20 protein-coding genes and 1 rRNA gene are annotated in these 19398 nt (G+C 71.4%); 16 read left to right on the top strand and 5 right to left on the bottom strand.

Features of this window, described 5'->3' with window-relative positions:
* The 11 genes from rrf to DEJ09_RS06480 form a co-directional block, all read left to right on the top strand.
* Positions 1-106, top strand: a 5S ribosomal RNA gene (gene rrf / locus DEJ09_RS06530); the annotation flags it as partial.
* Positions 107-1498: 1392 nt separating this feature from the next.
* On the top strand, positions 1499-2350 hold the full coding sequence (locus tag DEJ09_RS18055) for a hypothetical protein (RefSeq protein WP_110864218.1): 852 nt from the start codon (positions 1499-1501) through the stop codon (positions 2348-2350).
* 13 nt (positions 2351-2363) lie between these two features.
* Positions 2364-3353, top strand: a complete 990-nt coding sequence (locus DEJ09_RS06515; protein WP_182710556.1) for an HAD-IIA family hydrolase — start codon at positions 2364-2366, stop codon at positions 3351-3353.
* Positions 3354-3363: 10 nt separating this feature from the next.
* A complete protein-coding gene (locus DEJ09_RS18050; protein ID WP_181433286.1) occupies positions 3364-3531 on the top strand; it encodes a hypothetical protein in 168 nt (55 codons plus the stop codon).
* Positions 3524-4357: a TlyA family RNA methyltransferase gene (locus DEJ09_RS06510; RefSeq protein WP_111087969.1), complete on the top strand. Its 834-nt coding sequence runs from the start codon at positions 3524-3526 to the stop codon at positions 4355-4357. Before DEJ09_RS18050 ends, DEJ09_RS06510 begins: the two co-directional genes overlap by 8 nt.
* A complete protein-coding gene (locus tag DEJ09_RS06505) occupies positions 4354-5277 on the top strand; it encodes an NAD kinase (protein WP_071245131.1) in 924 nt (307 codons plus the stop codon). The genes DEJ09_RS06510 and DEJ09_RS06505 overlap by 4 nt, the downstream gene beginning before the upstream one ends.
* 36 nt (positions 5278-5313) lie before the next feature.
* Positions 5314-7008, top strand: coding sequence for a DNA repair protein RecN (recN, locus tag DEJ09_RS06500; RefSeq protein ID WP_111087968.1), 1695 nt, complete (start codon positions 5314-5316; stop codon positions 7006-7008).
* A 126-nt stretch (positions 7009-7134) separates the two neighbouring features.
* Complete coding sequence (locus DEJ09_RS06495; RefSeq protein ID WP_110864214.1) at positions 7135-8850, top strand: CTP synthase; 1716 nt, start codon at positions 7135-7137, stop codon at positions 8848-8850.
* A gap of 178 nt (positions 8851-9028) precedes the next feature.
* Entirely contained in the window at positions 9029-9604 is a 576-nt protein-coding gene (locus DEJ09_RS06490; RefSeq protein ID WP_071245128.1) for an NUDIX hydrolase, read from the top strand.
* Positions 9601-10200, top strand: coding sequence for a DUF1349 domain-containing protein (locus tag DEJ09_RS06485; protein WP_111087967.1), 600 nt, complete (start codon positions 9601-9603; stop codon positions 10198-10200). Before DEJ09_RS06490 ends, DEJ09_RS06485 begins: the two co-directional genes overlap by 4 nt.
* A 36-nt stretch (positions 10201-10236) precedes the next feature.
* On the top strand, positions 10237-11217 hold the full coding sequence (locus DEJ09_RS06480; protein ID WP_111087966.1) for a site-specific tyrosine recombinase XerD: 981 nt from the start codon (positions 10237-10239) through the stop codon (positions 11215-11217).
* 12 nt (positions 11218-11229) lie between these two features.
* On the opposite strand, the gene DEJ09_RS06475 is transcribed toward DEJ09_RS06480, so the two are convergent.
* Positions 11230-11676 (bottom strand): DUF2510 domain-containing protein, encoded by a 447-nt coding sequence (locus tag DEJ09_RS06475; RefSeq protein ID WP_181433282.1) that lies wholly within the window; start codon positions 11674-11676, stop codon positions 11230-11232.
* A 124-nt stretch (positions 11677-11800) separates the two neighbouring features.
* Here DEJ09_RS06475 and DEJ09_RS06470 point away from each other — a divergent pair, with 124 nt between their 5' ends.
* Positions 11801-12259 carry an ASCH domain-containing protein gene (locus tag DEJ09_RS06470; protein WP_220034916.1) on the top strand — a complete coding sequence of 153 codons (459 nt, stop codon included), beginning with the start codon at positions 11801-11803 and terminating at the stop codon, positions 12257-12259.
* Positions 12260-12290: 31 nt separating this feature from the next.
* On the opposite strand, the gene DEJ09_RS06465 is transcribed toward DEJ09_RS06470, so the two are convergent.
* Complete coding sequence (locus DEJ09_RS06465; protein ID WP_111087963.1) at positions 12291-13328, bottom strand: LLM class flavin-dependent oxidoreductase; 1038 nt, start codon at positions 13326-13328, stop codon at positions 12291-12293.
* Between the two features lie 50 nt (positions 13329-13378).
* Between DEJ09_RS06465 and DEJ09_RS06460 the strand changes: the two genes are divergently transcribed.
* Both DEJ09_RS06460 and DEJ09_RS06455 read left to right on the top strand, forming a co-directional pair.
* On the top strand, positions 13379-13711 hold the full coding sequence (locus DEJ09_RS06460; RefSeq protein WP_111087962.1) for a TraR/DksA C4-type zinc finger protein: 333 nt from the start codon (positions 13379-13381) through the stop codon (positions 13709-13711).
* Positions 13712-13841: 130 nt separating this feature from the next.
* Positions 13842-14291, top strand: a complete 450-nt coding sequence (locus DEJ09_RS06455) for a TIGR02611 family protein (protein ID WP_071405873.1) — start codon at positions 13842-13844, stop codon at positions 14289-14291.
* A gap of 138 nt (positions 14292-14429) precedes the next feature.
* On the opposite strand, the gene DEJ09_RS06450 is transcribed toward DEJ09_RS06455, so the two are convergent.
* Positions 14430-15683: an MFS transporter gene (locus DEJ09_RS06450; RefSeq protein ID WP_111087984.1), complete on the bottom strand. Its 1254-nt coding sequence runs from the start codon at positions 15681-15683 to the stop codon at positions 14430-14432.
* A 103-nt stretch (positions 15684-15786) separates the two neighbouring features.
* Here DEJ09_RS06450 and DEJ09_RS06445 point away from each other — a divergent pair, with 103 nt between their 5' ends.
* Entirely contained in the window at positions 15787-16152 is a 366-nt protein-coding gene (locus tag DEJ09_RS06445; RefSeq protein ID WP_071245119.1) for a helix-turn-helix transcriptional regulator, read from the top strand.
* Positions 16152-17747, top strand: a complete 1596-nt coding sequence (locus tag DEJ09_RS06440; RefSeq protein WP_375537952.1) for a methyltransferase — start codon at positions 16152-16154, stop codon at positions 17745-17747. Before DEJ09_RS06445 ends, DEJ09_RS06440 begins: the two co-directional genes overlap by 1 nt.
* A 3-nt stretch (positions 17748-17750) precedes the next feature.
* On the opposite strand, the gene DEJ09_RS06435 is transcribed toward DEJ09_RS06440, so the two are convergent.
* Together DEJ09_RS06435 and DEJ09_RS06430 are read right to left on the bottom strand one after the other, a co-directional pair.
* Positions 17751-18614: an NAD(P)-dependent oxidoreductase gene (locus DEJ09_RS06435; RefSeq protein WP_071245140.1), complete on the bottom strand. Its 864-nt coding sequence runs from the start codon at positions 18612-18614 to the stop codon at positions 17751-17753.
* A 113-nt stretch (positions 18615-18727) separates the two neighbouring features.
* Positions 18728-19318, bottom strand: a complete 591-nt coding sequence (locus DEJ09_RS06430) for a TetR/AcrR family transcriptional regulator (protein ID WP_110864205.1) — start codon at positions 19316-19318, stop codon at positions 18728-18730.
* Positions 19319-19398 lie beyond the last annotated feature (80 nt).

The following is a 19398-nucleotide window of genomic DNA, read 5'->3' as shown; positions in this document are numbered from 1 at the left end:
TAGCGAGAGGGAAACGCCCGGTCACATTCCGAACCCGGAAGCTAAGCCTCTCAGCGCCGATGGTACTGCAAGGGGGACCTTGTGGGAGAGTAGGACGCCGCCGGACTTAACGTATGAAAGATGTGGCCATCGGCCCTCCATCGAGAATTCGCAGGGGAAACCCTCGTTCTCGGTCGGGGCCGGTGGCCATTTCTGTTTCTGCCGCCGTTCCCTCGACGCCGGCTCTGGTTCGTGATGGACTGGAGGCCGACGTCGGTTGACCGACGCGGCACCCAACACAACGACACAGCGGACGAACGCCCGAGGCACTGCACCGGGCACGCGATGAGGAGCAACGGTGGCGAACGACGACGATCAGCGGCGGAACGACGGGGACCGCGGAGATCGACCCCGGCGGGACGGCGACCGGTTCCCGCGTCGCGACGGCGCTCCGCGTCGGGACGGCCAGAGCGATGGTCGTTGGTCGTCCGGTCCTCGTGAGTTCGAGCGCCGCGAAGGCGACCGTCGTGATCGTCCGCAGGGTGGAGACCGTCCGTTCCGTGACGGTGCACCCCGCCGGGACAGCGCTCCGCGTCGCGATGGGGATCGTCCGTTCCGGTCCGGCGACCGGAACGACCGTCCGTCGTGGCAGGGCGACCGTGGTGACTCCGGCCGGCCGCCGCGTGGCGATGGTCCGCGCGGTGCCGATCGTCCGCGACGCGATGGCGATCGTCCGTTCCGTGGTGGCTCGGACCGCCCGGCTCGTGACGGTGATCGTCCGTTCCGTGGCGGGAGTTCTGACCGTCCGCGTCGTGACGGTGACCGCCCGTTCCAGGGTGGTTCAGACCGTCCGCGTCGTGATGGCGATCGTCCGTACCGCGGTGGATCGTCCGATCGTCCCGCTCGTGACGGCGACCGTCCCTACCGCGGTGGATCGTCAGGCCGCCCGGCTCGTGATGGCGATCGCCCGTACCGCGGTGGATCGTCCGACCGTCCCGCTCGTGATGGTGACCGTCCGTACCGTGGCGGGTCGTCGGACCGGCCGCGCCGTGACGGGGACCGACCCTTCCAGGGCGGTTCTGACCGTCCGCGTCGCGATGGCGACCGCCCGTACCGCAGGGGCTCCGATCGTCCCGCTCGTGACGGGGACCGCCCGTACCGCGGGGGCTCCGATCGTCCCGCTCGTGACGGGGACCGCCCGTACCGCGGGGGCTCCGATCGTCCCGCTCGTGACGGCGACCGCCCGTACCGCGGTGGTTCGTCCGACCGTCCGGCCCGTGGTGGTTCGTCCGACCGTCCGTTCCGCGGGGGTTCGTCGGATCGCCCGGCTCGCGACGGCGGCGAAGACCGTCGTCGTTTCGGTGACGGCAGCCGTCACGCCGGCGCCCGTTTCGGTGAGGCCGCGCGCGACGACTGGGAGGACCGCGACCCCTACGGCACCAAGTCGATCCGTCCGCGCCACGACGACCCGGAGATCCCCGAGGAGATCCAGGCGCGCGACCTCGACCCCGCGGCCCGGATGGAGTTGAAGACCCTCAGCAAGGACAACGCCGACTGGGTTGCGCGTCACCTCGTGGCCGCCGCACTCTTCGTCGACGACGACCCCGAGACGGCCAACCAGCACGCCCTGAGCGCTGCTCGTCGTGCCGGTCGTGTCGGTGTCGTCCGCGAGACGGCGGCGATCACCGCGTACCGCCTCGGCGACTTCGCCACCGCGCTCCGGGAGCTCCGCACCTACCGTCGGATCTCCGGCCGCAACGACCAGCTGCCGATGATGGTGGACTGCGAGCGTGGCCTGGGCCGTCCGGAGCGGGCACTCGAGCTCGGTCGTTCGGTCGAGCGCTCGGCCCTCGAGACCCCGGTGCAGGTCGAGCTCGCGATCGCCATGTCCGGCGCTCGTCTCGACCTCGGGAATCCCACAGCCGCCCTCGGCGAGCTGGAGATTCCACAGCTCGACCCATCCACCGCCTACACGTGGTCCCCGGCGCTCTACAGTGCTTACGCGGCCACGCTCGAGGAGCTCGGTCGACAGGACGAGGCCGACGAGTGGTGGGCCCGTGTGGACCGCGCGGCAGCGGCCCTCGCCGAAATCGCGGACGACAACGCTTGGGAGACAGTTGATGTGGTCGAGGAAACGCTCGAAGTCGAAGAACACGGAGACGCCGGAGACGACGCCGCCGATGACCTCGGAGCCGACGACGTCGCGACCGACGAGCTCGACGGCGACGACGAATCCGCCGACGACATCGACGACGACCTCGATGACGAACCCGCCCTCGACGACCTCGACGACGACACCTCCGCAGCCGACGAGCCCGGCGAGATCGACGACGACAACCCCCGCGACGTCGACGGCTCCGCAGCTGGCTGAGCACTCGGCGGCCTTGACCGACGGCGTCGACGTGGTCCTCACCGACCTCGACGGCGTCGTCTACCGGGGCCGCAACGCCATCCCGCACGCGGTCGAAGCCCTGACCCGGGCATCGCTCACGGCGCGGGTCGGCTACATCACGAACAACGCATCGCGCCGGCCGATCGACGTCGCCGAGCACCTCGAGCGCTACGGGCTCGAGGTGTCCGAGGGCGACGTCGTCACCTCGTCACAGGCCGGTGTCCAGCTGCTCGCGACCCTGGTGCCGGCCGGAGCGACCGTCCTGGTCACCGGCGGGCTCGGGCTGTCCAGCATCGTCGAGGAAGCCGGGTTCACCGTCACCTCGAGTGCCGAGGACTCCCCGGCCGCCGTCATCCAGGGCTTCTCACCGGACCTCGGTTGGAAGGAACTGGCCGAGGCCTCCTTCGCCCTGGCCGACCCGGACGTGCCGTGGGTGGCCACGAACATGGACTGGTCGATCCCGGTCGAGCGGGGCATCGCGCCCGGCAACGGCACGCTCGTGTCCGCCGTGCACCAGGCGGTCGGCCGGATGCCCGTGGTCGCCGGCAAGCCCGAGCGGCCGATCTTCGACACGGCGGTCGAGCGCTTCGGCGGCGGTCGGACCCTGTTCATCGGGGACCGGTTGGACACCGACATCAAGGGTGCGAACGACGTCGGGATCCCGAGCGTGCTCGTGCTCACCGGCATCGACAAGGCGAAGCAGGTGCTCGCGGCCGACCAGCGCTCGCGTCCCACCTACGTGCTCGAAGACCTCCGGGGGCTGTCCCAGCCGTACCCGGAGACGGCGCGGCGCGAGGACGAGGACGGCACCCGGTACGTGACCGTCGGTACTGCGACGGTGGCGATGCGCGGGCACGTCGTCCGGGTGCTCGACGCCGGGACGGACATCGATCGGCTCCGTGCCGGCTCGACGCTCATCTGGGAGTCCGGGTTGGCCATCTACGGCCTCGACGTGGACCCGCAGCTGTACGGCGGCGAGTAGCGTGTCGGACGTGCCGAACCCCGAGCAGCCGTCCGCCGATCCCGAGCAGCAGGACGCCTTCGCCGCGCGCACCGCCGAGGCCGAGGCCCTGCCGCTCGCCGAACGCGCCGACGCCTTCTCCGCCCTGCACGACGAGCTGCGGACGCGGCTCGAGAGCGGCGGCTCCGCGAGTGCCTGAGCCGGACGGAGCCGTGCACGACGCGACCCCGGTCCGCCTGGACGCCCTCCTCGCTGCACGCGGGCTCGCACGGTCGCGCACCGTCGCCAGCAAGCTGATCCAGGACGGCCGGGTGATCGTGGGCGGCCGTGCCGTCCTGAAACCGTCGACGCCGACCGCATCCGACGCGGACATCGAGGTCGACGCCGCGGACGAGTGGGTCTCGCGCGCGGCCCGGAAGCTCGTCGGTGCACTCGACGCGTTCGACGTCGACCCCGCCGACCGGGTCGTGCTCGACGTGGGCGCGAGCACCGGCGGGTTCACCCAGGTGCTGCTCGCACGCGGCGCGCGCCGAGTCATCGCGCTCGACGTGGGGCACGGACAGCTGCACCCCACCATCGCGCTCGACGAACGCGTCGCCGTGGTCGAGGGGACGAACGCGCGGAACCTCACGCGCGCCGACTACCTGGCGCTCGACGGCACCGCTGCCGAGACGAGCCTGGTGGTGGGGGACCTGTCCTTCATCTCGCTCCGACTCGTGCTGCCGGCGCTGGCCGAAGCCGTCCCCGCGGACGAGTTCGTGCTCCTGGTGAAGCCCCAGTTCGAAGTTGGTCGTGGCGGTGTGCGCGAGGGCATCGTGCACGACGCCGGGCTCCGGAACGACGCGCTCATGAACGTGCTGTGGGCGGCGTGGGACCTGGGCCTCGGCACCAGTGGGCTCGCCGCGTCCCCGATCGTCGGGACACACGGCAACCACGAGTACCTGGCCCGCTTCCAGCGCGGTGTCGGGGGCAATCCGACAGAATGGAGAGTCCGGGCGACCGAACTCACGGAAGGGTCTTCATGAGTGACGAACGGCACATCCTGCTCGTGTCCCACACGGGTCGCCGTGACTCGATCGACGCTGCGGTCGAGGTCTGCGACCTCCTGCACGCAGCCGGTCTCACGCCCGTCATGCCCTTCGACGAGTACGCCGACATCCGTCGTGCCGAAGCGTCGGTCGGCAAGGTCGACATCCTCGGCGTCGACGTCCAGCCGAACCAGCTCGAGATCGTCATCGTGCTCGGTGGCGACGGCACGATCCTCCGCGCGGCCGAACTCGTGCGGAACACCGGCGCTCCGCTGATCGGGGTGAACCTCGGGCACGTCGGGTTCCTGGCCGAGAGCGAACGTGACGGCCTGTCCGAGACGGTCGAGCGTGCGCTGTCCGGCGAGTACAACGTCGAGGAACGCGTCACCCTGCAGGTCGACGTGGTCGTCGGCAACCAGATCGTCTACTCGAGCTGGGCGCTGAACGAGGCCACGATCGAGAAGGCCTCCCGGGAACGGATGCTCGAGGTCGTGACCGAGGTCGACGGCCGCCCGCTGTCGTCCTTCGGCTGCGACGGCGTGGTCGTGTCGACCCCGACCGGATCCACGGCGTACTCGTTCTCCGGCGGTGGCCCCATCGTGTGGCCGGACGTCGACGCGCTGCTCATGGTGCCGCTGAGCGCCCACGCCCTGTTCGCCCGTCCGATCGTCGTCGGGCCGGACTGCACGCTCGCGATCGAGGTCCTGCGGCGCACGAGCGGCGTCGGTGTCCTGTGGTGCGACGGCCGACGGACCCACGACCTGCCCCCGGGCGCCCGTGTCGAGGTCCGGCGTTCGCCCGACCCGGTGCGTGTCGCTCGCCTCAAGGACGCTCCGTTCACCGACCGCCTGGTCGCGAAGTTCCAGCTGCCCGTCGCCGGGTGGCGCGGCCCCCAGAGCGACGAGGACGACCGATGAGCCCGGAGAACGCCCGATGAGCAGGGAGAACGCCCGATGATCGAGGAGATCGCGATCCGCGACCTCGGTGTCATCGGTGAGACCACGCTCGAACTCGGGCCGGGCTTCACCGTCGTCACCGGGGAGACCGGTGCGGGCAAGACCATGATCGTCACGGCGCTCGGGCTGCTGCTCGGTGCGCGGGCCGATGCGGGCTCGGTGCGCCGCGGTGCGTCGAGCGCCGTCGTCGAAGGTCGCTGGCACGTCCCCGAGCAGGACGCCGTCGCCGAACGCGTCGAGGACGCCGGCGGCACCGTCGAGGACGGCGAACTCATCCTCACCCGCACGGTCTCCGCCGAGGGGCGCAGCCGTGCCACGGTGGGCGGTCGGAGTGCGCCCGTGGCGGTGCTCGGCGAGCTCGCCGACCAGCTCGTCACCGTGCACGGGCAGTCGGACCAGATCCGCCTGACCTCGGCAGCGGCGCAGCGGGCTGCCCTCGACGGGTTCGGGGGAGCCTCGCTCGAGAAGGCCCTCGCCCGGTACGTCGCCGCGTACGACGCCTGGCAGCAGCACGCCGGTGAACTCGAGGTCCTGGTCCGCGACCGGGACGACCGGGTGGCCGAGGCCGAGCGGATCCGCGCGGCCTCCGACGAGATCGAGGCCGCCGACCCGCAGCCCGGCGAGGACGTCGAGCTGGCCGAACGCGCCGAACGGTTGGGCAACCTCGAGGAGCTCCGGTTGTCCGCTGCCCTGGCGCACGAGGCGTTGTCCAGCGAGTCCCTCGACGGCGTCTCCGACGTCGTCGGCCTGGTCGAGTCCGCACGCCGTGCCGTGGAGCGCGTAGCGTCGTCGGACAGTGCCCTGCAGCCGGTGCTCGAGCAGCTCACGGAGCTCGGGATCCAGGCGGCCGAGGTCTCGGCGAGCATCTCGAGCTACCTCGGTTCCCTGGAACCCGAGGCCGGGCACGACCTCGAACTCATCAACGAACGCCGTGCCCTGCTGGCCGGCCTCACCCGCAAGTACGGCGAGACGGTGGACGACGTCATCGCCTACGGACAGCGCGCGAGCGACCGGCTGCTCGAGCTCGACGGCGACGACGACCGGATCGCGGCGTTGCAGCAGTCGGTCGAGCAGGACGAGCAGGCGCTCGAGTCCGCCGCCGCCGCGCTCACGGCGGCGCGCACCAAGGCGGCCACCGACCTGGCGAAGCGCGTGACCGCTGAGCTGAAGACCCTCGCGATGGGTGGCGCGACCCTGGTGGTCGAGGTCACCGACGCCGGCGAGTACCGCCGGCACGGCCGTGACCAGGTCACGATCCTGCTCCAGCCGCACTCCGGCACCGACCCCCGGCCGATCGGCAAGGGGGCGTCCGGCGGTGAGCTCTCGCGCGTGATGCTCGCGATCGAGGTCGTCATGGCCGGCATCACCACGGTGCCGACGTTCGTCTTCGACGAGGTCGACGCCGGTGTCGGCGGGGCGGCGGCGATCGAGATCGGCCGACGGCTGGCGAAGCTCGCCGAGCGCACGCAGGTCATCGTCGTCACGCACCTGGCCCAGGTCGCGGCCTTCGCGAACAACCACCTCAACGTCGTGAAGGACGCCAGTGGGGCCGTCACGTCGTCGAGCGTGCGCCGGCTCGAGGGCGAGGACCGGCTGCAGGAGATGGCACGGTTGCTCTCCGGGCTCGGCGACAGCGCCAGCGGGATCGAGCACGCCCGCGAGCTGCTCGACGTGGCCGGCCAGCGAGCCTGACGACCAAGCAGGCGGGTGCCGCCTGCCGACCCGGCCACGGCCCGAGGACCCGGCCACCCACCCGCGCAACGCCCACGGCGAACCGAGGTCGCGCCTCCCGGCAGTTCTGACGTACGATGGAATCCCGTGGCGGACACTCTCAGCGGCGGTACCAATTCTTCGAACTCGACCCCGAAGGTGACGAAGCAGATCTTCGTGACCGGCGGGGTCGTCTCGTCTCTCGGCAAGGGCCTGACGGCGGCCAGCCTCGGCAACCTGCTCACGGCTCGCGGCCTCAAGGTCGTCATGCAGAAGCTCGACCCGTACCTCAACGTGGACCCGGGCACCATGAACCCGTTCCAGCACGGCGAGGTCTTCGTGACCGACGACGGTGCGGAGACGGACCTCGACATCGGGCACTACGAGCGTTTCCTCGACATCAACCTGTCGCAGGCCGCGAACGTCACGACCGGTCAGGTGTACTCGACGGTGATCGCCAAGGAGCGTCGCGGCGAGTACCTCGGCGACACGGTGCAGGTCATCCCGCACATCACCGACGAGATCAAGCGCCGGATGCGCGAGCAGGCGCAGAACGACCCGCAGCCCGACGTCATCATCACCGAGGTCGGTGGCACCGTCGGCGACATCGAGTCGCAGCCGTTCATCGAGTCCGCCCGTCAGGTCCGGCACGAGCTCGGCCGCAACAACGTGTTCTTCGTGCACGTCTCGCTGGTGCCGTTCATGAACGCCTCGGGCGAGCAGAAGACCAAGCCGACGCAGCACTCCGTCGCCGCTCTGCGCTCGATCGGCATCCAGCCCGACGCGCTCGTGCTGCGCAGCGACCGTCCGGTGTCGGAGTCGAACAAGCGCAAGATCGCGCTGATGTGCGACGTCGACGAGGACGCCGTGGTGAACGCCGTGGACGTCCCCTCGATCTACGACCTGCCGACGCTGCTGAACAACCAGGGCCTCGACCAGGTCATCGTCGAGGCGCTCAAGCTCGACGCCGGTCCGGTCGACTGGACGGCGTGGACCCCGGTGCTGAAGGCCGTGCACGAGCCGAAGAAGGCCGTCACGATCGCCCTGGTCGGCAAGTACATCGACCTGCCGGACGCCTACCTGTCCGTCACCGAGGCGCTCCGTGCCGGCGGCTTCGCGCACGACGCCAAGGTGACGCTGAAGTGGGTCGTGTCCGACGACTGCACCACGCCCGAGGGCGCGGCGAAGCAGCTCGGCGACGTCGACGGCATCTGCATCCCCGGTGGATTCGGCGTGCGCGGCATCGAGGGCAAGCTCGGCGCGCTGAAGTTCGCGCGTGAGCAGGGCATCCCGACGCTCGGCCTGTGCCTCGGCCTGCAGTGCATGGTCATCGAGTACGCCCGCCACGAGGTCGGTCTGACCGACGCGTCGAGCACCGAGTTCGACCCGGAGACCTCGACGCCGGTCATCGCGACGATGGCGGAGCAGGTCGACATCATCGCCGGTGGCGACCTGGGCGGCACGATGCGCCTGGGCCTGTACCCGGCGTCGTTCACCGAAGGCTCGCTGGCGGCGGAGCTGTACGGAGCGCCGGAGGCCTCCGAGCGGCACCGTCACCGCTACGAGGTGAACAACAAGTACCGCGAGCAGATCGCGGACGCCGGCCTCGTCTTCTCGGGCACGTCGCCCGACGGCACGCTGGTGGAGTACGTCGAGCTCCCGCGCGACGTGCACCCGTTCTACATCGCCACCCAGGCGCACCCGGAGCTCCGCTCGCGTCCGACCGATGCGCACCCGCTGTTCGCGGGGCTCGTCGCGGCCGCGATCGAGCGCCACGAGGCGTCCAGCCTGTTCGACCCGCAGACCGAGGAGCAGGTCGCGTAAGCGCCGGTCTCCACGATCGGACGGGAGGCGCGGTGCCAGCTGGCACCGCGCCTCCCGTCCGTCCGGGGTCGCGTCCAGGGCACCTGATTCCGGACACGGAACCACGGAACGACGCGGTGCTGTGTCCGGAACCTGGTTCCGATGGGGGCGTCAGGGGCACGCGTGCTTGGATGGGGACGTGACAGACGCACCGATCGCTGACGAGTCCGCCTCCTTCGAGGTCACCGAATCCACCGTCGTGTACGAGGGCGCCGTCTGGGACGTGCGCCGCGACACCGTCGCGTACAACGGCGACTCGATGGTCCGCGAGTACATCGACCACACCGGTGCCGTCGCCGTGTACGCGGAGGACGACGAGGGCCGCGTCCTGGTCATCCAGCAGTACCGGCACCCGGTGCGGCTGCGCGACTGGGAGCTGCCCGCGGGCCTGCTCGACATGGAGGGCGAGGACCACCTGACGGCCGCGAAGCGCGAGCTGGGCGAGGAGGCCGACCTCGAGGCCGACACGTGGGAGCCCCTGGTCCGGTACAACACGTCCTCGGGCGGCAGCGACGAGTTCATCCAGATCTACCGGGCGCGCGGTGTCCGGTCGACCGAGTCTGCGTTCGAGCGCGAGGCGGAAGAGGCCGACATCGTGACGCGCTGGGTCCCGCGGGCGGAGCTGCTCGAGGGGATCCTGGGCGGTCGGCTCAACAACTCGGCCCTCGTCGTCGCGACGCTCGCCGTCGAGGCCATCGAACAGCGCGGCAAGTGAGCGGGTCCGCGGCCGACGGTCTGCGCGACCTGGTCACCTCCGGCACCTGGACGCACGAGCCGGAGGTCGCCGGGTTCGACGGCGACGTGTTCCGCGTCACCGCGGTCGAGGGCAGTGACGCCTGGCGGACCACCTCGTACGGGTTCGTGCACGACTCCGAGCACGCGCTGCTGCAGCCGACGGACGGGCCGTTCTCGGTCGAAGCGTCGTTCGTGCTCGACTACACCGAGCAGTTCGACCAGGCCGGGGTGTTCCTGCGCGTCGACGAACAGACCTGGATCAAGGCCGGCGTCGAGTTCTCGGACGGAGCGCCGCAGCTCGGCGCCGTGGTGACGCGTGGGTTCTCGGACTGGTCGGTGTCGCCCGTGCCGGAGTGGGCGGGCCGGGTGGTGACCGTCCGCGCGAGCCGCGATGGCGACGCCGTGACGATCCGGGCGTGGGCCGAGGGTGAGGAACCCCGCCTCGTCCGGGTCGCGTACCTCGACCCGGACGCCGTCGTGTCCGCGGGGCTGCTGTGCGCCGGGCCGACGCGGGCCGGGCTGACCGTGACGTTCACCGGGTTCCGCGTGGGCACGCCGGACGAGGCGTTGCACTGACGGCAGGTGACCCGCGCCGGTTAGCCTGCTGAGGTGATGCCCCTCGACCGTGCCGCGGAGACGTACCTGCGGCACGTCGCGATCGAGCGAGGACTCTCGCAGCACACGTTGTCGGCGTACCGGCGGGACCTCGCCGTGTTCACGTCGTGGTTGGCGGACGCTCCGGTCGTCGAGTCGGACGGTGCGGACCGGGCCGGGGGCTCCTCGGTGCTGCAGGACGTGGCACGGTTGGCACGGGCGGACGTCTCGGGGTTCGTGACGCACCTGGCCACCCGACCGGAAGGTCCGCTCGCACCGCGGTCGATCGCGCGGATGCTCAGCTCGGTCCGGTCGTTCACCGCCTTCGCCGCGGGTGAGGGCTGGTTGCCGCTCGACCCCGGCACCGCCGTCCGACCGCCGAAGGCCCCGATGCGGCTGCCGAAGGCGATCCCCGTCGAGGACATGGAACGGCTGCTCGGGGCGGTGTCCGTCGACGCCGACGACCCCGTCCAGCTGCGGGACAAGGCCCTGCTCGAGCTGCTCTACGCCACCGGTGCGCGGATCTCCGAGGCGGTGGGGCTGTCGGTGGACGACGTGACGACGCTGTCGGACGCCGACGGTGAGCTCTCGGTCGTGAAGGTCACGGGCAAGGGCAACAAGCAGCGGATCGTGCCGCTCGGCAGCTTCGCCCGTGCAGCGATCGACGCGTACCTGGTGCGGGCACGGCCGGTGTTCGCGGCACGAGGGCCGTCGACGCCGGCGCTGTTCCTCGGCGCCCGTGGAGCGCGGCTGTCGCGGCAGAGCGCCTGGCTCGTGATCCAGGCCGCCGCTGCTGCCGCCGACCTGGAGGCGCACGTGTCACCGCACACGTTCCGGCACTCGTTCGCGACGCACCTGCTCGAGGGCGGTGCCGATGTGCGCGTGGTGCAGGAGTTGCTCGGGCATGCGAGTGTCGCCACGACGCAGATCTACACGATGGTCACGGCGGACATGCTGCGGGACGTGTACCAGACGGCGCACCCGCGGGCGCGGCGGTAGGCGGGCCCGCCCTCAGAACAGGTGGAACTGGGCCGACGCGGCGATGGCGGTCGTCGTCACCGCGACGACGAGGGCGCTCGCCGAAGCGCTCCGCGCCAGGACCGCCCAGGCACCGACGGCCCCGGGACGGACGATACCGATGACCCCGCACGCCACGGCGAGCAGTCCCGCCAGGCCCCAGGGGTTCGCGACGACCGAGACCACGGCGAGCAGCACCGCGAGCACCGTGAACACGCAGAGCCGACGGTCACCGGCGGTGCCCGATGCCCACGCGTCCGTCCGGATCGCCGCGGTCTGCACCGAGAACGACGGCCCCACCGGCGCGACGACGATCGGCGTGATCGGATCTGCAGCGGCCGCGGGGACCCGCGTGGCCGCGCCCCAGGTGCGACCGTCCCACCAGCGCAGACGACGGGCGTCCTGCGGGTCCGGGAACCAGCCTGCGGCCGGCAGCGTCACGGTTGCTCCTCGGGGTGCGGGGTGGATCGACGCTCCCGAGCCTAGGAGCGCGGTCGGCCTCGCCCCAGTCCCCAGCCGGGTGTCAGCACAAGGGGGGACCGGACCGGTGCACTACGGTCGGGGCGTGCCCTCGACGCTCGACGACTTCTGGACCGCGCGACGCAGCGAGCGTCCGAGCCTTCCGGAGGCCGTGCCGGAGGCGTGGTCCTTCGGCGCGACCCCGGAGCAGGCGGATGCGCTCCTGCAGCTCGTGCTCGACGGGGTCAAGGTCGGCACGGCGTCGTCGCTCTGGGACTACGAGGCGACCGGCGATCCGCTGCCCGCGGCCGACGAGGTGAGCATCGTGACCGACGGCTCGGGTGCGCCCCGTGCCGTCATCGAGACGACGGCGGTCCGGGTGGTGCCGTTCGACCAGGTCGACGCCGACCACGCCTTGGCCGAGGGGGAAGGCGACCGGACGCTCGAACACTGGCGGACCGTGCACGAGGCGTTCTGGCGCGCACACTCGGAGAACCCGCGCGGGTTCGCGCCGGACATGCCGGTCGTGTGCGAGCGGTTCCGGCTGCTCTGGCCGAACGGCTGAGCCCGAGCCCGAACCCGATCCGGATACGGGGTCAGGCGGGGACGGGCTCCGCGTCGACCTCGGTGAACACGTCCTTCACGGCGGCGAGCAGCCGGGCGTTGAAGTCCACACCGAGCTGGTTCGGCACGGTGACGAGCACGGTGTCGGCAGCACGGACGGCCTGGTCGGCCGCGAGCTCCGCGACGAGCTGTTCGGGCTCACCGATGTAGGACCGGCCGAACCGGGCCAGCCCGCCGTCGAGGTGCCCGACCTGGTCCTGCCCCTCGACCTGCGCGCGCACGCCGAAGTAGTGGCGCGACTCGTCGTCGATGATCGGGATGATGCTCCGCGAGACCGAGACGCGCGGTTCGCGGTCCCAGCCCGACTCGGACCACACCCGGCGGAAGCGCTCGATCTGCTCGGCCTGCAGCTGGTCGAAGGGCACGCCGGTGTCCTCCGTCAGCAGGGTCGAGGACATCAGGTTCATGCCCTGCTCGGCGGTCCACTCGGCGGTGGCACGGGTGCCGGCACCCCACCAGATCCGGTCGCCGAGCGAGTCGGAGAGCGGGGAGATCGGCAGGGACCCGACCGAACCGGTCATCTGCGGGTTGGCGTTGGCCATCGGCTCGCCGGCGATCGCGCGGCGGAACACGTTCGTGTGCGCACGGGCCATGTCGCCGCCGTTCTCGTCAGTGGCGTCGGGCACGTAGCCGAACTGCTGGTAGCCGGCCAGGGCGGTCTCGGGTGATCCCCGCGAGACACCGAGCTGCAGTCGCCCGCCGGAGATGAGGTCGGTGGCCGCGGCCTCTTCCGCCATGTAGAGCGGGTTCTCGTAGCGCATGTCGATGACGCCGGTGCCGATCTCGATCCGGCTGGTCTTCGCGGCGATGGCGGAGAGCAGCGGGAACGGTGCGGCCTGCTGCGGGGCGAAGTGGTGGACGCGGAAGTAGGCGCCGTCGACGCCGGCTTCCTCGGCTGCGACCGCGAGGTCGATCGCCTGCACCAGGGCCTCCCGCCCGCTGCGCACCTTCGACCCCGGCACGTCACGCCAGTGTCCGAACGACAGGAACCCGATCTTCGTCATGTCCATGCGAACGCATCCGGAGGCGGGGCCATTCCACCGCGACTACCGTGGCGGGGATGGAGGACCCCCGCCCCGCACTCGAGGCCGAACGCGCCCGCAACGAACGGCTGCTGCTCGAGGTCGAGCGGAGCATGCGTGACGTCAGTGACGCCCGGCAGGACGCCAACTCCGACGACGAGCACGACCCGGAGGGTGCGACCCTGGCCTGGGAACGCGGCTCGCTCGGTGCGGTCCGCGACGGCGCGCAGCTGCGGATCAGCCAGGTGGACGCAGCGCTCGCACGACTCGACGACGGCACCTACGGTCGCTGCACGGTGGGCGGCGAGCCGATCCCGGAGGCCCGGCTGGCCGCCGTCCCGTGGGCGGCGACGTGCGTCGCGCACGCGTGAGGGGCACGCGATCGGTGCCGCCTGACGGCCTGGAGGCGCGGTGTGTCCCCGCCACGCGCCTCCCGGCATGCGCACCCCGCGTCCACCCCGTGCGCCGCTGATTCCCAGCCGCGCGCCCTACGTTTTCGGCATGGACGGCGACCCGAACGACCGACCCGGCGAAGCCCGGGCCGACGGCGCGCCGCGCCAGCGCTTCCAGTGGTTCCACCGCCTGCGCACCTGGATCCACGCGCGGCCGCACGTGCACCTGCTCTACAAGGTGCTGGTCGGTCTGGTGGGCGGGCTGGTCGTCATCATCGGGCTGATCCTGGTGCCGCTGCCGGGCCCGGGGTGGCTCGTGGTGTTCATCGGCCTCACGGTGCTGGCGAGCGAGTTCCACTTCTTCCACAAGATCATCACGTGGCTCAAGGCGCAGCTGCACCGCTTCTGGGACTGGGCCAAGCGGCACGGGCCGAAGCGTCTGCGCGATGCTGCGGACCGGGGCAAGGCCGACGTCGATGCTGCGCACACCGGGGCAGCGCGGACCGTCGGGGTGCGTGCGCGCGCTCGCGGGACGAACTCGGCGCGACCGGGCCACTAGTCGGGCCGCCGGGATCGGGCGCTGGTGCTGTCGGCACCGTGCGGTGCTGGTCACCGCGTGCGAGGTTGATGGCTCCGTGCGGCGCCGCAGGCTCGCACCGAGCGATCAACCTCGCACCGAATGCGCGTCGGACCGTGCCTACTCGGCCGCGACCCGGATCGAGCCGGTCGCGGTGCGCTCGATGACCTCGGCCGCGCGCTCCTCGACCTCGGCGGCGTCCTTCGACGACAGTTGCAGCACGAGGGCGACGACCGCGGCGAGCACGATGAAGCCGCCGTACCCGGCGATGACCGGGACGAGTCCGACCGAGGGCTCGAGCAGCCCGCCGATGACCGAGGGCACCCCGAACGCCAGGTAGCTGACGACGTAGATCGTGGAGAGCAGTCCGGCACGGTGGGTCGGGGCGGCGGTGGCGAGCAGCATCCGCAGCGGCGCCTGGAACCCGGCGCCGAATCCGACACCGGCGATCGCGCTGCCGACGACCATGCCCGGCAGGGAGTGTGCGAACACGAACGACACGGTGACGATCGGGCCGAGCACGAGGGCCACGAGCCCGAGCAGGACCGCGCGACGGGTGTCCATCCGCTGGATCGCCAGGCCGGTCAGGGCGCCGACGCCGGTGACCACGGCGATGAGCGCACCGGCGGCGAAGTGGTTCGTGATGCCGAACACCGTGCCGAGCGCCGAGGGGACGAGCGACAGGAACATGCCGCCGAGGGCCCAGCTGGCGACGAGCGACCCGGCGACGCCGCGGAACAACCGGCGTGAGGACCGCGGCACGCTGATCGTCGGGCGCAGGGAGCGGAGCGCGCCGGGGCGACGCTGCACCTGCTCGGGGACGACGAACAGCGCGAGCACCAGGAGCACGAGGAGTGCGCCGAACAGCAGGTAGACGAGCTGCTCTGGTGCCGGACCCCACTGCACCAGCGCGCCGCTCGACATGGCGCCGGTGGCCAGGGCGATCGGCGGGATGACGCCGTTCAGCACGCCCGCCATGGTCGGGTGGCGTTCGAGGGAGTTGTCGATGAGGGCCGCGCCGAGGGCCCCGATGAGCAGCCCGACCGAGACACCCTGCACGATCCGGTCGACGATGAGCGCGAGGACCCCGTCCGCCATCGCGAACAGGCCGAGTGACAGTGCGACGCCCAGGCCGCCGACGACCAGCACGGGCTTGCGGCCGACGTGGTCGGACAGGCGACCCGCGACGAGCAGGCTCGCGAGCAGGCCGGCGACGTAGATGGCGAAGACCCCGGTGAGCATGAGCGGGGTGAGGTGCCACTCGGCTGCGTAGACCGGGTAGATCGGCGACGGCACGGCCGACGACGCGACCGAGACCAGGAGCATCGCCGCCAGGATCCAGAACCCGGCGACCGAACGAGCTGACTGGTGCATGCGCACCCCTTTCCATCTCCGTGCAGTACGACTGCATTCGTACCGCACTCGAACAGTACGACGCAAGTCGTACAGCAAGCCGAACGGTGGTAGCGTCCCGTCCATGCCCGCGCACGTCGATGCTCCTGAACGGCTGCCGCAGCCGTCCGTGGCCGAGATGGACCTCCCGGTCGTGATGGACGCCCTGAGTGATCCGATCCGGCTCGCGATCCTGCACCGCTACCTGGTCGACGCGGCCGGGGGCGAGCGCAGCTGCGGCTGGGTCGGCATCGACCGGCCGAAGTCCACGCTGACCCACCACTTCCGGGTCCTGCGCGAGGCCGGTCTGCTCGAGCAGCACCTCGAGGGCCTGACCCGCGTCAGCCGAGTCCGCGTCGAGGACGTGCAGCAGCGGTTCCCCGGGCTCCTCGACCTGGTGCTCGACTGGCAGGTCCCCGCGGCCCTGCTGCGCGAGGGGATCGCCTCGTGATCGACGGTGCAACCGCCGGCGTGGACACTGTGCACACGCTGCCGTCGATCGTCGCGGACCCCGCCGTCACCACGGCGCTCGCCGCGGACCTGACGGCCGCTGGCTTCACCGTCGACCGGCTCGACTCCCTGTGGGGTACCGAGGCCGCCGCATCGCTGCACCGGGGTTCGCGGGTCGCCGCGCTCCGTGCGCTCGCCGCCCGCGAGACCACGCCGCTCGGCACCCTGGCGACGCTGTTCGTGCTCGGCCTGCCGGTGGCGCGGTCCGAGGCCGCCGCGGCGTTCCCGACCGCCGCGCTCGACGCCGTCATCGCCGCGGGCCTGCTGCGCAGTGATGGCGATGGCGACGGCAGCGGCGCCGACGCGCTCGTCCACCCCACCGTCGACCTGCGCCCCTACGCCTTCGTCGACGACCTCGGCGCCGGCAGCTGGTGGATCGTCTCCGACCTCGGCGAGCTCGCCCTCGGGCACGCCATCAGCGAGGAACACGTCCTCGGTATCGGCGGCGCCACCACGACGCTGAGCGGCCTGCAGGTGCCCGTGCCGGTCGAGCGGGTGCTCGACCTCGGCACCGGGTGCGGCATCCAGGCCATGCACGCGCGGCGCTTCGCCGACCACGTGGTCGCCACCGACATCTCACGCCGTGCCCTCGACATCGCCCGGTTCAACGCCCAGTTGAACGGCATCGACGGCATCGACTTCCGGTTCGGCTCACTGTTCGAGCCGGTCGCGGGGGAGCGCTTCGACCGGATCGTCTCGAACCCGCCCTTCGTCATCACACCTCGTCGCGAGGGTGTCCCGTCCTACGAGTACCGCGACGGCGGCATGGTCGGCGACGCCCTGGTCGAGACGGTGCTCCGCGGCCTGTCCGACCACCTGGAGCCCGGCGGCACCGCTCAGCTCCTCGGCAACTGGGAGTACCACTGGGGCGTCGACGGCCTGGACCGCGTGCACGCCTGGTTCGCCGAAACCGACCTCGACGTGTGGGTGATCGAGCGCGAGCGGCAGGACCCGACGTCCTACGCGGAGACCTGGATCCGCGACGGCGGGACGAAGCCCGGCACAGCCGAGTTCGACGCCCTGATGGGTGCCTGGCTCGACGACTTCGCGGACCGTCGCGTGACCGGCGTCGGCTTCGGCTACGTCGTGGTGCGTCGACCCCTGCCTGGAGGCGCGTCCGGCCTCCGCCGGTTCGAACGCGTCCCCGAGACGCTCGGCTCCAACCCCGCAGGTCTCGGCGCGACGGTCGCCCGCGTCCTCGACGCAGCCGCCTGGCTCGCCGCGCACGACGATGCCGCGCTCGCCGCCGCCCACCTGTCGGTGGCCGGCGACGTCACCGAGGAGCGGTACTACTGGCCGGGCAACGACGACCCGACCGTGATGACCCTGGTGCAGGGTGGCGGGCTCGGGCGTCGGGTGGACGCGGACACCGCACTCGCGGCGTTCGTGGGCGCGTGCGACGGCGACCTGTCCGTCGCCGCGATCATCGGCGCGCTCGCGCAGATCACCGGCGTGGACGAGCAGGCGCTCGCCGCCGACCTGCTGCCGGCGGCGCGCGACCTGGTGCTCGACGGGCTGCTCGTCCCCGCTGCCTGACGATCAGGCGCGGTGGTCGCGCCAGCTGTGCTCGGGCGTGTAGCCGAGGAGTTCGCGGGCCTTCTCCGATGACAGCAGCGAGCTGACGCCGTCGATGTCCGCACGTCGCTCGATGTCCGGCACGAAGCGCTCGACGAGCTCGATGGTCGGGGTGTCCATCACCGTGTCGGGGCTGGCGATGACGAACGCCTCGAACCCGGTGAGGTCGGCCTCGAGTGCCCGGCGGACGGCCTGGGCCCCGTCGCGGGAGTCGATGTACGACCACAGGTTGAACGTCTTCGCCTCGGGGGTGGCATCCCACGGGAACGCCGGGTAGTCGGTCTCGTCCATCACGTTCGAGAAGCGCAGGCCGATCATCTTCAGCTCCGGGTCCCAGCGCGTGAAGTGGCGGGCCATCTCCTCTTCGACCGCCTTGCCGAGCGAGTACGACGACTGCGGGCGGACGGCGAACTCCTCGTCGACCGGCAGGTAGGGGGGGTGGTGCTCGCCCATCGGGATGCCGAGCAGGGTCTCGCTCGACGCCCACACGACGTTCTTGATCTTCGCGGCACGGGCGGCGTGGAAGACGTTGATCGACGAGGTCACGTTGTTCGTGATGAGGGCCACGTCGGGGACCTGCCCCGGGGCCGGCACCGCCGCGAGGTGCACGACGGCGTCGACGTGGTCGTACCGGTCGTCGATGCCGAGCAGGGCGTTCAGGACCTGGCCGTGGTCGGTCAGGTCGATCCGCACGAACGGGACACGCTCGGGCTTGTCGGGGGAGGGGACGCGGTCGAGCAGGACCACGTCGTACCCGTGCGCATCGAGGTCGCGCACCACCGCTCGTCCGAGCTTGCCGCTGCCACCGGTCACCACTACACGCGTCATCGCGTCACTCCACATCGTCGTCGGAACACACCCTGGCGGGCACCGACCATCCTGCCCCGCCGCACCTGACGCGACCAGGCCCTGTCCGTACCCCGGAGCGTCGGGGGCGGTGCTCAGGCGGTGGGGGCGACCTGGGCGATCGCGAGGCGGGCGACGAGCTCGACGTGCTCGGCCATGTCGCGGGTGGGGTCGAAGAGCCACTGGATCTGCATGCCGTCGGACACCGCGAGCAGCACGCTGGTGAGCTCGTCGGGGTCGATGTCGGTGCGCAGCCGGCCGTCCTGCTGCATGGTCCGGAAGTCGGCGGACAGCACGCGGCGGCTGCGTTCGTAGCGTTCGCGGAAGTACTCGTGCGCCGGGTGCTCGGCGTCGGTGGCAGCGGCGGCGGACAGGTTGACGAACATCTGCACCAGGCCCGGGACCTCGGCGTTGTGCCGCACGATCGCCGCGAGCAGGGCTGCCGGGTCCGCGGCCTGCCAGTCGTGCGCGAGGTCGAGTTCGTCGCGGCGGCGGAGGATCTCGACCCAGAGCTCGTCCTTGGAGTCGAAGTAGTGCAGCAGGCCGGCCTGGGTCAGCTCCACGGCGTCGGCGATGTCCTTGATGCTCGTCCGCCGGAAGCCCTGCGACGCCACGAGGTCCAGCGCGACCGTGAGGATCTCCTCGCGCTTCGCGATGCCCTTTGCGTACGAACCCCGTCGTGCCATGGCCAGACTGTACCGCCCGCTGGAGACCCGAGAAAACCAAGCAACGGTTGGTTTTCGGTGGTACGGTGCAGGAGCTGCCA

The sequence above is a fragment of the Curtobacterium sp. MCLR17_055 genome, from assembly GCF_003234305.1.
Taxonomy (GTDB): domain Bacteria; phylum Actinomycetota; class Actinomycetes; order Actinomycetales; family Microbacteriaceae; genus Curtobacterium; species Curtobacterium flaccumfaciens.
The sequence above is the reverse complement of the archived record's forward strand: the minus strand, read 5'-3'. Positions and strand labels throughout refer to the sequence as shown.